This is a genomic window from Bacteroides sp. 224, assembly GCF_010500995.1.
Lineage (GTDB): Bacteria > Bacteroidota > Bacteroidia > Bacteroidales > Bacteroidaceae > Bacteroides.
Window position 1 is genome coordinate 30945 of the sequence record NZ_QVMK01000006.1, and the last position, 14061, is coordinate 45005.

A 14061-nucleotide genomic window follows, 5' to 3' on the forward strand; every position below is an offset into this window, starting at 1 on the left:
AAAAGCAAAATATCATGAGTCTGAATGCAGTTAAAACAGAAATTACAGTTGACGGAAATCCGTGTGATTTTGAATATATGACCCTTGACCAGTCTGTAAGTAGTCATCATGTTTTTGAAATTGCCGTAAGTTACAGGCATGAAAAGCAAAGCGTATGGGCAATTACCGTAGATGAAATTTTTCGTACGACATTGAACAAACCCGTTTCAATCAAAATGACTCATATCGAAAGCGGGGAAGTGAACGAATTCGAGGGAATCGTTACGGATATTCAAGCCTTAGGACTTGACGGAGATAAAGGAACCGTTGTTCTACGTGGTGGAAGCCCGACAATATTACTCGACCGCGACCCTTCGATGGATGCTTTTGTTGATTACACCTTGTACAATGTAGTAAGCGAAACATTGGAAAATACAGCCATTAAAGTTAATATAGAGAACAAACCCGAACTCAAACAGCCGATTCCGTATATAGCACGTTACAGGGAAACAAGCTACGCTTTCCTTTCTCGTGTGCTTGCCTCCTATGGCGAATGGTTTTATTATGACGGAAAGAAACTGATTGTCGGACGCCCGGGGGAACAGAAAGAAATAAAAGTAACTTTCGATGTGGAACTCTCCGAAGTACGCAGTATGGCAAAAATGCTGAATCTGAATACCAAGTATTACGATTACAACCCGGAAGCGAACAACCATTTTGTAGAAGATGCAGGCACTATCAATAATGCAAGTCTTTTTATGAAAGCCTCTAAACAGGTTTCTGACCCCATTTATCCCACTGCGGCAATACTTCCCACAGGACGTGCCATTCTTGACGAGGATGATATGACAAGTGCCGTTCGGGTAAAGAAGAGCCGCGAATACGTTAAAATGTCGAAGTTCAAAGCAAAGTGTAAAACTTGTGCGATCAGAATCGGCGAAGTAGCAATAGTGGCGCTTCCGCAAAACATGGAAGATGTGTTTTTCAAAGACCTCGGCGCATTCCTTGTTACAGAAGTCAAACACAGTGTGGACAAAGACGGACATTATGGTAATACCTTCACAGGTATTGCGGGAGTAACCGAAACCTTGCCCGATGACCATATTGTTATGCCGCAGGCTTTTCAAGAACCTGCCATTGTAACAGCCAACGACGATCCAAAGAATCAAGGGCGTGTAAAAGTTCGTTTCTTCTGGCAACCCGAATCGGAAAGCAGCAACTGGATTCGTGTGCAAACACCCGATGCGGGGAAAAGTGAGATTTTTCCTCGAAATCGCGGATTCGTATTTATTCCTGAAACAGATGATCATGTAATGATTGGTTATCAGGACGGGGATCCGAGCAGACCGTATGTAATGGGAAGTTTGTTCCATAGAGATAATACCAAAGGTGCTGCAGAAGACAATACGATAAAGACTATTTCTACCAAAAGTGGGCATGTGATTGAGTTTAACGATTCTGTCAATGCTGAAACTATAAAAATAAAAGATAAAAATGCGAATGAAATTCTTTTTGATACACGCAGCAAGACGATTACAGTTTCGGCATTAGAACAGATAAATTTGGTGTCTAAAACAATTCACATTGATGCCAGTGAAGATTTTATCGTATCGGTAGGGCGGGATATGCAGCAGAGTGTAGGTAACAATTTTACACATGCAACAAGTGGAGAAAGTCGTGTGTCTGTCGGAAAATCATCTGTTACCTCAGTTCAAAATGATTACGAAGTGTCTGCAAACCGAAATATAGAAATCGAATCAGGAAAAGATACAAGTATGATAATTGGCAACAAACTAAATCAAAATGTAGAAAATAATATCACGATAGCTTCAACCGGAGGAAAAACAAATATCTCATCTAAAGGAAAAATTGAGATAAAAAGTAATGATAAAGTGCATATTAAATAACTGATATTTATGTTTGGATTTAGACGTCTAAATAGTTTTTATGATGTGGATATTACTTTCGTGTTTCCGGATTACCGACACACATACTATCATTGTCGTGAACATTTAATCGCACGATATGATAGTACAGAAGATAAATATAACATTACACTGGAAGAACGAGAAAATGTACTATTGAATAATAAATATCCAAAAGAAATAATGGATATACTGATGATAGAAATTGGGAATTCAATATATCCGATAGAATTGGAAACATCTTCTAAAGGAGAATTGTTGAAAATAAAAAACTTTGAACAAATAAAGAGACGATGGTTGCAAAAAACACAAGAAATGCAGAAGCAATATGAAACGCATCCGTTCAAGCGTTATGTTGAAATTGCATCCCGTAATATACAAAACGAGAATAAATTTCATGAAGCATTGGGACGAAATTCTTTTATCAAATTACTAATAAAACCGTTGGATTTAAATTCTTTTTTGTTTTCTTTTGATAATTTTCCTCAAAAAGGAATGAAAATATTATATGAATGTACAATGCGAAATAATAAGAGTAATGGCATTGTAACGGAATATAGTCCTAATCTTATTTTTCCGCTTGATTTTAAGAGTGATGGTTATATAAAGTATACTTTCTCTGAACTAAATGATATAGAAAAAATAGAGGCTCGATTTGATTTGGAAAGCCCGGACGGACAAAAGTATGCTAAACTAATTTCAATAAACACTGATAAACAGAAACGTGTTTTTTCTCATAAGAAGAATATTTGGCAAAGAATGTTTGAATAAATAATATAAAAAACTATGGGCAAGGAATTTATAGTAGATGGGGCATTTTGTATGTGCAAGTTTGGGACTGCGCCTGCACGACTGAAAGTTTCAAACCATCAGTTGGCTTATATGAATGGAGATAAACCAACAGCAACAACATTATCATTAGGGAACACATTTTATCCTCCCGGATTTGCGGTATGTAGAGTTAGTCCTCTTACTCCTAAACCTTGTACTCCGGCTATTATCCAATGGTCAAATGCTTATAAAAAACTGGAAATAAGTGTGGGTGGCTATGCTCTCACAGACAAAAGCAAAGGAACATGTGCAAGTGGCTGTCCTAATTGCATAAGTATAACAATGACCGGTCAGCTGGATCTTCCGGGTATAGGGCAAATGGAAAATGCGACTTCCATTCTACAAAATGAAATGGATCCGTTGGGAGAATCGGTTGCGCTCACCGATCATCAAGTAGACACTTTGTTAGATATCCAATAAAAAGAAAGAATAGCATGAGTAATCCTGTGATAAATATAACTGTTAGCGGTAATGAGGGATTTGTAGAAGAACCAACTGTATTTAATTTTGAATTGAATATAGAAGCAGCAGGTTCTGAGGTTATCTTTAATATCAAAGAAATCCATGTAATAAATGAAACACGAATCATAACTAAGCCCATGATACCTTCACCGGCAGATCCTAAAAAAGGTACTGTTGACTTAATTTTCCCGGAATCTTTGGCTGGGGCATCTCTTGAGATAACTTATACCCTCCTTAAAAGTTCTACAACTACTCCTTCTCCAGCTGGTATAACTTCAAATATCGAAATAAAAAGAGCAGGTAACTTGCCTGCTAAAATTGATAAAATCTATTGGTCTGAACATGAACATGCTCTTTATGGTGCTGAACTAACTGTTCAGAAAGAGCTTTGCAAGAATGAAACGGGTTTCTTGCATATATATACTAAAGGGATGTTCGGGAAAGAAGTATATGTAAATTACGGGGAGGGTACTATAAGCCCCGCAGGAGATGTTATAATAGACCCTACAGATATATTGGGAGTTCATTCTGTCAAAATGAAAGACAATGTAGTATCTGTACCATACGCTACGTCAGCTATGATTGCTAAATATATGGCAAAGCATACATCTTTTTCAGGAAATAAAATTGAATTATATGGATTGGTAAGTGAGGCTAATCCTGTTACAAACATCAGGAATACAAAAGATAAATTAACTATCCTGTGCAGCCAAGATGCTGCTAATCCCCAACAATCGACTACTGGTACGGATGTGAAGGTGAAAATCACTACAGATGAAGAGTCATTAGGTGAACCAACCAAAGCAAAATGTATTTTGCAATTCAGACCCAATAATACCTATAATGGTGAGTATGGGTTCGATTGGATACGAATGGGAGATACTGACGGCGCACCCGGGTATCATCATGATCATGATTTTGAAAATCACATGGGAAAGCACTATTATGATGGATATGAAGCACCTCATGTGGATGATGATAATAAACAAGTAATTTTAGTAAAAAATACTATAGAATATGATGGAAACAACCATGGAAATCAATTTCAAAAAGATTTAGATTCTCCTCAATCAAGATTTCTTCCCAAATTTAGGCTTCTTCCTCCTCCTAATAACCAAGTTTATGTAGTCTCTTCTCCACCTGTTAGTACTTCTACCCCAGGATCATGGGCTCCTACTACTACTACTCCTCCTCCCGTTGCGGCACCCAGTACAATAACTACAACTACTGGACCTACAACTACTGGAACGACTACCACGATAGGAACAACTACCACCACTACTTCTACAGAAACGAGTACTACTCCTGTAGGCACTCCGCCGACTAATGTCCCTCTTACAACAACAACAACTATGATTAAGGATGTAAATGTTGTCACAACAAATACTGAAACAACAATTACAACTACAACAACCGTAACTCAACATGGTATTCTTACTATTCCGGGAAATAGTCATGAAATTACCCTTGTTGATACTAGTGTCAGTACTACTACTATATATCCTATTACAACAACACCTCAGCCTGCAGGCTCTAATATATATAGGCAGATTGAAAGTACTAATGAGATTGATCAAACTTTCGGAGGAGGAAAAATGTACACCCGACTAAAGCATCGTTTTCGAAGACTCATTTTTGATTGGGATCCGAAAAATTCATCTTCGGGGCAATCCGAAACCTACACTCCAATTATGACAATCTTGAATGGCAAGGATGCTGATTTGGTTTTGCATCTTGATATCAAAGAAGAGCCAAAAGAAATTGTATTTGAGTTTGACAATTCTACAGCTAAAAATTTCTTGGATTTGGACAAGGAAAAAATAACTTCCAGTCTTGGGGTAACAACTGCAACAAACAAAACAAACCATACACTAAAAATTAGTTGTAAAGGAGAGTTTGCTCAAGAGTATACACTTTTTGCACGCGCTTTCAAAAAAGATGCAGCAGATGGCACAATTGACCCCAAGGGTGAAATATGCGCCATGCTTCGCATACTGCCCAATGCTCCTCAGTTTCATTTTAAACCCAAGGTGGTTCTCATTCCGTGTCAAACTTTTTTACAAGGAACTAATCCAGTTACAGGAAGTATGCCCGCCGATGCAAGTCTAAAGTTAGAAAATATTTTAGGGCAAGCCCTTGTGTTTCCGGAGATAGAAACACTCCCAAATCCATTTGATTTAACTCAACCTCCCGATAATTTCAACAGTTTGTATTGTCACGAAATTACGCCAGCTGTACCAGCTGTACCAGCCGTCCCTGCCACTGCAACTACTCCTGCCGTCCCAGCCATTCCTGCTGTTCCTGCTGTTTATGATGCAATAGATGAAAAAAAATTTGAGGATATGAAAGTCTTTTTATTAGATAAGCTTAGGGCAGATTATGCAGGAAAGTACGAACACTATTACAAGATTTTTCTCTTTGAAGAAGACTTGAATGAAAGTACTGCAGGTTATTCGTATGGAGAAAAGTATATCGTCTGTTTTAAAGCAATTAATACAGATAATAACTTAGCAGCTCACGAACTTTTGCACGGATTAGAATTGGCACATCCTTTTGATGGTGCCAGTCGTAATACCCCATTCACTTACAAATATGCAACTACAGACAACATTATGGACTATTCGGATACAGAACCACCTAATCCTAATGTAAAATGTCTCTATCATTGGCAATGGCAAATTATAAACCCTAAAATACGATAGCCAATATGAATAAACGAATATGTTTGATATTAATAGTCATTTTAGTAATAAATAACTTAACCTGCTGTAAGGCACAATATAATAATACAGAAAATATGGAAACATACAATTTTGAATTAATGAATAATTCCAAATATATTATTTTAGGAATCGTTCGCAATGGGTGGAAAATTGCAATGGTTAAAATGTCTGAGAGTGGTGCATATTATAACGAATATCCCCCTGCGCCAAGATTTGATAAAGTTGTCAAATTATTTTATCCAAATGGCAATCTTAAATACACAGGTAAATTGGTAGGTGAACACTTACCTATTGGAGAGAGTATTTATTACGACGAAGAGGGAAAAATAATTAATCGAGTAGATGAAGATACTAAGTTTGGAAAATTCAAATTAGACGATATACTCAAATTTATCGAAAATGAAGGATGGATAAATTTAGAAACTGGAGAAGGAAGAGAAGATGTAACAATCTTAGAAGATGGTAGATGTGATAAAATAATTAGTCGTTTTAGTATATCCGAAAGAGTGACAACTGACGGTATTGCATATTGGTTTATAGTGATACGTGCAATGTCTTATAACAATTTTATGAAAACCACTTACCATTTAGATAAAAATTCAGGGGAAGTATTGTATAGGCATTCAGAAAAAGTCGTGTATAAAAAATAATTAATACAAACCGAGATAACAAAAATATGACCCCAATTACAACCCTTTTTACTACTTACTTAATTTACCCGCTTTTAGCACTTTTGCTAATCGGGTTCGCTGCATTAGTAGGAAAAAAGAACAATTTGCTTAAAAACAAGCGGCTAATTACCTATACTTTACTAAGTATCTTAATTCTGGCAATCCCTGCCTTGTTTGGCTTTTTGGATTATGATTTTATGCCATACACTTACATTGGGCTTGCCATTGTGTATTTCATTGTCGGCTGGTATAATGACAGACTGCTGCCCTGGGTTTTCAAAAAAGAAGACTTAAAGTATCGTACAAAAATTATCTATACCATTTTTCAACTGATACTTTCCATGTTGTTTTTTACTCTTATTTTCAATCTGTGTAATGAATTGAAATACGGTTTTTGGGCATCTACAGTCATACTTCCAATGATTTTGGTATCCTTGTTAATTCAGACTTACGAGATATTTATCCATATCCCTGCTTTGGTATATAAAGTCTGGGACTACAAATCGGCTCTCGGATATTCCGCTCCTGAAGATATAGACCATAGCAAACTGAAAGTGGTTATGGTAGAGTTGTTCAAGCAGGAGGGTGATACGGAACCGATACGAATCAATGCCAAAGTTCCCGAAGAAATGCTTTTCGGCGATTGGATAAAATTGCTTTTTGAGGATTATAACAAGAAATCGGGACATTCTCCTATCGACATATCGAGCGGAGAGGGAGAAGGTTGGATATTTTATGTGAAATCATGGCTGCTGGCTCCGCGCCGTTACCTCGATTACGAAATAACAGTTAAGGACAATAAAATAAGAGAAAAACATTTGATTGTAGCAAAACGAGTTAAAAACGAAATGATAGAAATAAATCAATAATATATGGCGCAAAATAAACTGGTAAATTGGACAGACAGCATGGATTTACATGCCGATTTGTTTAAGCAAACCGAAAATTACTTCCTATCGGCGATTGCTGAAAATGCAGAACTTAATCTGACAAACAATAACTACGGTTTGCTGCCGTCGAAAACGGAACACGGTCTTTACAACGGCATTCGGGTAAATGAACACATAACCGGGCATATCGAAGTGCAATTACATAATTGCAAGGCGGTAACAGCTTCCGGCTATCGGATTGACTTTGATGCGGAAGAAATGGGATTACCGCTGATTAAACGCTATTCGCCGTCGGAAGATAAAAACCTTAAAAACCGCGATATCCGTCATTGGGATATTATCCTTTCGGTAGATCCGTTTAACCGTACACCTACAGGCAACCCCGATCCCGAGGAAACACCTCCCCGTCACCCCGATTGTGAAAGTTCATACGCACTTTATATAATGCCTGCGGGAGATATAAATACATTGGAGTTTGGAAAAAACTATCTTACAATCGGTAGGTTAAGAAAAGACGGCGAACGTTATGTAGTCGATACGAACTATATTCCGCCTTCGGCATCCATGTCTGCCCACCCCGAATTAGTCGATTATTTCAACACATTCAATTCCCTTTTCGTCAGCATTGAGAAATCGTCGAAATTGATTATCGAAAAAATACATTCCCGTTCCAATAAAAGCGACTTGGCGACGAATATACAAGGAATGTGTCGTGAAGTTTTGAGATATATTGCCAACATTTATTTCGATTTAAGAAACAGAGCCCGTTATGCTGCTCCGATTGAAAGCGTAAATTACATATCGAGTCTTGCCCATACATGTTATATCGGGTTGGTATTTCTCGATAACCGCCATAAAGAAGAAATGCTTAAGTATTTCTATGAATGGACGGATATTGCTCCGGGTACATTTGAAGAAATGATTGCAAACACCCTTGATATGATATACAGACACGACGACTTACGAAGCGTTATGGTTCAGAGCGAGCATTTCCTGCGCAACTTCGCTTCGCTTTGGGAACGGATGAGCAAACTGGAATATATCGGTCAGCACAAGGAAAGCATTGTGGTTTCGGAAAGAACACAAGAAAAAGAAACAGGGAAACCAACCCAGTCATGGAGTATTTTAGATTAATTCGACATGCTGAACGAGAAAGACATACAAAATATCAACAGTTTATACAGCGATTTTCGAAGTCATATTATCGTTGCGGGATTGGTGGACAATGGATTTGACGAAGATGATATTCTGTTGATGCGCAATGACGGTGCTGCTCGTGAAACTGACAAAGAAATTGTATCGGTAAGATTAAAAGATAGTGATGACGATGGAGAGAAAAAGAAAAAAATATTAGTTCTAAAAACCAATCGTCCGGGCATATACGACAATCTGCCCGAAACGCTTTTCCATTCCGGCATTGGGTTGAAGAATTACAACAAGGAAAACGTACTCGATACTGTAAAACGGCAACAGGAAGAAGAACGTTTGATTCGCAAATTCTTTTCTTTGTATGAAGCGGAAATAGACCGTGCGAAGGTTGAAATCGGCAGAACCGAACTCGAATACGACCGTACAGGAAAACACCGTTCTTTTGTTGAAGCGTTCAGTCGTTTTTGGACTGTGATAAAAGATATGGACTCACAAACCGCGACTTTGTTTACCCTAACCATTCCACATATTTCCGAAATCAGAAACAGGTACGATAAAACAGCTCAAGCAATCTCCATGATAATGGGATATGATGTTTCAATTCAATGCGGAATTCGGAAAATTCATATCGGAACAAAATCGCCCAAACTCGGCATAATGAAGTTGGGAGTTAATTCCGTTCTGCGAAAAGATATTAAAGAAAAATATGCCGAAGTAAAGATAAATGTTCCCGAAAAATCCGTTCGTGATTTATTGCCTCAAACTTCGGGACGGAAAATTGTCGAAATCTTATTGGAAACATTCATTCCTGCCAATGTCTCTTGCGAAATAAGCTTATGTCCGACAAAGGAAGCTTTCACAAGCAGAATAGGTAATAAAAATAACCCATGTATATTGGGTGTAAATGCAAAACTCATGTAATATAAAGTATATATGAAAGCTAAAAACAGTAAACATGTTACTCAAAATTATGCACTTTTCGTCATAGCATTATTTTGTTCGATTTTAACAGCCGTCGGTTGTATATGGTCTTTTATAATAGCTTCTAATAAAGAAATTGTTTCTATAGAAAAGCGTTCTGTGGAATATGATACGGCATTTGAACAGCAGATATTGCTTACGGAAAAGGTCGATTCGCTATACAACAATCTTACCTTGCTGAATTCCGACCGCCGGATCAACGAGTTGGTTTTGCAAAACCGTATCAGTACTCAAAAAATGAACCTTATCGGCACTTTGGATAAGCTGCCGGGAGGAGATGCATTGCTTTATAAAAAAATGTCGGAAAAAGTAAACGATATTTTGGAAATAAAAGACTCTATCCGTATTACGCGTTCCGAAGTAGAAGAAACAAAAAAGAAATTGCAACGATGCATTGAAGATAACCGGAAAGCAGCACGGAATGTATTTACGAATCCTTAAAGGAAATAAGAATATGAACAAATCGAATAATAAAAAAATATATGTCAACCGCAAAGAACGAATCGGCGGATTGATTTATGTGCTTATGTTCTTTATAATCGGAGCAGGGATGTCCGGTTGGATATTGCTTTCTCAAAGTGATATACAACATGTTTTTTCACGAAAAGATATTGTAAGCGCAAAAATGAAACGGCAACAGGATTTCAAGCGGGAACAGGAAAAAGCAGTCTCAGCCTGCGACCTTATCGTGGAAAAAATCAATACGTATGATCCTTCTGTAAAAGCGGTTTATGAAAAGAACGACATAGAATTCATGATTAACGAATTAAGAAGAGATTACGAAGCCAATCGTTCCGATAAACGTTATATGGTTTATCTTCATTTAGCAGATTTTTATCAAATGTGGTTCAATGATAAACAGTATTTATGGCATCTTGATTCTAACTATATCAATGCCAAACAAAATCTTGAAGAATGCGAGTTGGGATTGGAGAAGAAAAAAGAGGAAGTTAAAAGCGGTAAATAATTAACAATAGAACATACGAAATGAACAAATTTATAAATACACGGGCACTTGTTTCGATACTGATTGTTGTCTGCCTTATCGTGGGACTAATTATAATGATGCGTTCATGCGGGAGGGAGCGTATCGTGTATGCATCCATATCTTCGAATGATATTGTTCTTGGAGATTCAATAACATTTGCAGACAGCACCTCGAGAGCCAAAAGTTGGTTGTGGGAATTTGGGAACGGCAATTACAGTAGCGAACGCGCCGGGACTTATAAATTCCCCGAAACAGGACGTTATCAGGTGCGCCTTAAAGTAAATGATGAATTGGAAAAGACTTTTCTTGTACAGGTGCGACCCAAAGCGAGTGAGGAATATAACGAACATTTGATACATATTAATGCTCCCTCATCAGCTATGCAGGGAGAATACATTCTGTTTTCTGCCGAAGGAAACGACAGGGATTGGCGTTGGGAGTTCGGGGAAAGCAGTGTTATCGATTCTCGGGAAAAAACGCCCATATATGCATACGACAAGCATGGTATTTTTATCGTAAAGCTCAGTACAGAGAAAACACAATATCCAATAACCCATAGGATAGAAATATTTCCCAAATACATGGAAAACGACAGTACGGATATGATGACTATGGCAGGAAACGATATTAAAGAAAAATTACAAAATATTGCGAATGGAAAATCGTTCAATACCAACTACAACCATATATTGAACAAATATTTATGTAAAAAGCCTGAAGTGCTGGTTACTGTGAACAATACAAAACGGAACGATTTCTATTCTTATTGTCAAGGATTGCGGCTTACCGGACGAGGTACAACAATCGAAGCGGTTTTTGTAGAATCAAAAAATCCCGAAGGCAAGCAAAACAACTCCGAAAACAATCCTGAAAGCAATAATATAGAGAAAACTATTTGTATAGATCACATTATTATTCTTCAGTACGCTCCGGGAGAAACAACATCGCAAGCGCAACAACCAACAAACGAAAACAATTCACGATGACACGAAAAAATATACTTCCGGCATTTATTTTTGTCGCAATCTGCCTACTTATCTCGTCATGCGGACCGATAAATTTCATGACCCGGGCAAAAAAAGTTCCATTGCTATATTCCGAGAATTATAACTATCCCAATGTTAAATCAATTCGTACCGAAAAGAATAAACAGGCATGGATTGTATATTCAGACAGAGCGGATAATATGACCAAAGGAATTCCGAACGGAACAATCGACCATACAAAATTGGAATTTATGGAGCCTCTGATTGTCATTGGTAAAAAAGGAGATTATTACAAACTGATTAAATACGATCCAGCTGTACTGAAAAATCAAAAGCTGACAAACAGAAAAGCGGCAAAGTACTGTGGCTGGATACACAAAGACCGACTGTTGCTGTTCGACAATACCATTACGGAAGTGCGGAACGGAATAAAATTAAAAAACCTTACTTCCATAACGGATAGCCACGTTATTTTTGAAGCCGACAAATATTTCGAAAACGATTCTCTGATACTTTATTCCGAACCCAAACTGGAATCTCCGACAGGTAGTTCTATGGGGCTTAACAATATCGCTTATATTCTCAAATTTGAAGATCGTGATTCAAAGGCATTGGTCTGTTTTCAAACTCAAATAACGCCCGAAAATGCAGATTCTTCTATTATCGGCTGGATAGATGCCTCTTTGATTGCTCCGATGGGGCAGCGATTGATTTCGTCTCGTGCTCCAATGATTTTTAATGAAGCTTATGCTACAGATTCCATTCATTCCGATTCGCTCCGTGCTACAATCTCTCCGCTTAAATCATTTTATCCTGTTCTGTTTGCCGATCATGTGGACAGTACATTAATTTTCCGTTCGCTGGATGCAGGTTATGTAATCGACAGAAGCGATAATCGGATTTTTAATGTCAACGGAGAACCGATAACATTTGCGGAAAGCAAAATTATTGCGGACAATTTGGTTAATATAAATGTAATATTCGCATTCGACCTTACAGAAAGTGTTATCTCACAAATGCCTATGTTATCAAATATTATACAGAATGTAAAACAGGTATTTGAAACATCTCCGTCTGAATTGAATTATCAATTTGCTGCTGCATTAGGCAATCATATTATACCGTTTGAAAAAAATTACCTGAGTTTCTCAGATCGAATAATGGAGGTTGCAAAAGAACTTGGAACGGATGTAAACCACATTCCTAACCTTGCACTTTCAAATGCGGTAAAACTTGCAGGCGAAATGCCTCGTGCAACTAATCTGATTGTGTATCTCGGCGAAAAATCAAGTACGGCAGAATATCCTTCGCGTACAATAGTAGATAGTTTCATTAATTATAATTGTCGTTTATTGAGTTATCAGGTGTATGCTGATAACCAAGATATATACAATAATTTTGTTCTTCAATCGACAGCGCTTATTGAGGCTTATGCCGATACGACCAAAGTATTGAAACGAAAGCTGATTGTGTATTCCGACCAGTTGCGAAAAATAAACCTGTTTAAGGAAAATACAAAAAATGCGTATGCTTTGGATTTTCCACAGCGTAGTATGACGCAGGGAATGGTTGTATTTCCCGAAAAAACACGGCAGAGCGAACCTGAATTATTGATAAACGGCATTGATTCGATTGTACGACAGATCGAATACGACAATCTCAATTTGATTTCAAGCATGGAGAATGCTTTTAATCAAGTCGGCAGCCACCGAAACCGTTATGACAGCATTTTTTCGACACGTTTCAATATGGCACCCGAAACAAAAGTCGCTCCGACAGTGACCAAAGTGTTTGATAAGGTTTCGCCTAAATGGGTATCTATTACACCACGCATATCAAATCCGATAGACTCTTTGCATCTGGAAGATATGGGATTGCTGCTGACGGAAAAAGAGCATGGGGACTTAGTGGAGTTTTTCGAAAAACTTTCCGCAGAGAAACCCGATATGAAGGGTGGAACGAAAAGTTCGAAAAAGGTTCAGAAAGTAAAGAAAGTCAGAAAAAAACTGCGCAATGTTCCGTCCGATTCACAATTAGAACTGCAGTATTCCTCTGTTTCCGATACATTGTCGACCGAAAAGAAATATGCCAATACAAAATCCATACGTAAAAAACTTAAAAAGTTATATCTGAACGAATTGAAAAAATGCGTAGTTGACGGAAAACCCAAAAAACTCACGCTTGCCGAGGCACACGAATACATTACAACCTTGCCGAGTATAGCACCTCAACTTACGGAAGTAAGGATCAAAGATTTGACAAGCAAGAAAAAATTTCCTGATGCAGAACTTGAAGAATTAATTTTGTATTTCGAAGAAATCAAAGCGTTGATAGAAGCGGAAACCAGACCTGCTAACGAACTCAACGGAACAGAGGGTGGGAAATATTTTATTATTCCTAAATCTGCTTTACCCTAAAATAGAACTATTACTCAAATAGTAAAATGAAAATAGGGAGCAATGTAAACTCCCTATTT

General features: G+C 37.6%; 12 protein-coding genes. All 12 read left to right on the top strand.

The window, feature by feature from the left end:
* Window positions 1-14: 14 nt before the first annotated feature.
* Window positions 15-1886 carry a type VI secretion system Vgr family protein gene (locus tag D0T60_RS05225; RefSeq protein WP_163217100.1) on the top strand — a complete coding sequence of 624 codons (1872 nt, stop codon included), beginning with the start codon at window positions 15-17 and terminating at the stop codon, window positions 1884-1886.
* A gap of 9 nt (window positions 1887-1895) precedes the next feature.
* Entirely contained in the window at window positions 1896-2675 is a 780-nt protein-coding gene (locus tag D0T60_RS05230) for a hypothetical protein (RefSeq protein WP_163217101.1), read from the top strand.
* A gap of 15 nt (window positions 2676-2690) precedes the next feature.
* Complete coding sequence (locus D0T60_RS05235; RefSeq protein ID WP_163217102.1) at window positions 2691-3155, top strand: PAAR-like protein; 465 nt, start codon at window positions 2691-2693, stop codon at window positions 3153-3155.
* Window positions 3156-3169: 14 nt separating this feature from the next.
* Window positions 3170-5899, top strand: a complete 2730-nt coding sequence (locus tag D0T60_RS05240; protein ID WP_163217103.1) for a hypothetical protein — start codon at window positions 3170-3172, stop codon at window positions 5897-5899.
* Between the two features lie 95 nt (window positions 5900-5994).
* Window positions 5995-6570, top strand: a complete 576-nt coding sequence (locus tag D0T60_RS05245; RefSeq protein ID WP_163217104.1) for a hypothetical protein — start codon at window positions 5995-5997, stop codon at window positions 6568-6570.
* Between the two features lie 26 nt (window positions 6571-6596).
* On the top strand, window positions 6597-7460 hold the full coding sequence (locus D0T60_RS05250; protein ID WP_163217105.1) for a TssN family type VI secretion system protein: 864 nt from the start codon (window positions 6597-6599) through the stop codon (window positions 7458-7460).
* Between the two features lie 3 nt (window positions 7461-7463).
* Entirely contained in the window at window positions 7464-8615 is a 1152-nt protein-coding gene (locus D0T60_RS05255; RefSeq protein ID WP_163217106.1) for a type VI secretion system membrane-associated complex protein TssK, read from the top strand.
* Window positions 8616-8621: 6 nt separating this feature from the next.
* A complete protein-coding gene (locus D0T60_RS05260; RefSeq protein WP_163217107.1) occupies window positions 8622-9551 on the top strand; it encodes a hypothetical protein in 930 nt (309 codons plus the stop codon).
* Window positions 9552-9563: 12 nt separating this feature from the next.
* Entirely contained in the window at window positions 9564-10052 is a 489-nt protein-coding gene (locus D0T60_RS05265; protein ID WP_163217108.1) for a hypothetical protein, read from the top strand.
* A 13-nt stretch (window positions 10053-10065) separates the two neighbouring features.
* Window positions 10066-10578, top strand: a complete 513-nt coding sequence (gene tssO, locus D0T60_RS05270) for a type VI secretion system TssO (protein WP_163217109.1) — start codon at window positions 10066-10068, stop codon at window positions 10576-10578.
* Window positions 10579-10598: 20 nt separating this feature from the next.
* Window positions 10599-11585, top strand: coding sequence for a PKD domain-containing protein (locus D0T60_RS05275; protein ID WP_163217110.1), 987 nt, complete (start codon window positions 10599-10601; stop codon window positions 11583-11585).
* Entirely contained in the window at window positions 11582-14002 is a 2421-nt protein-coding gene (gene tssR, locus D0T60_RS05280; RefSeq protein WP_163217111.1) for a type VI secretion system protein TssR domain-containing protein, read from the top strand. Before D0T60_RS05275 ends, tssR begins: the two co-directional genes overlap by 4 nt.
* Window positions 14003-14061: the final 59 nt, after the last annotated feature.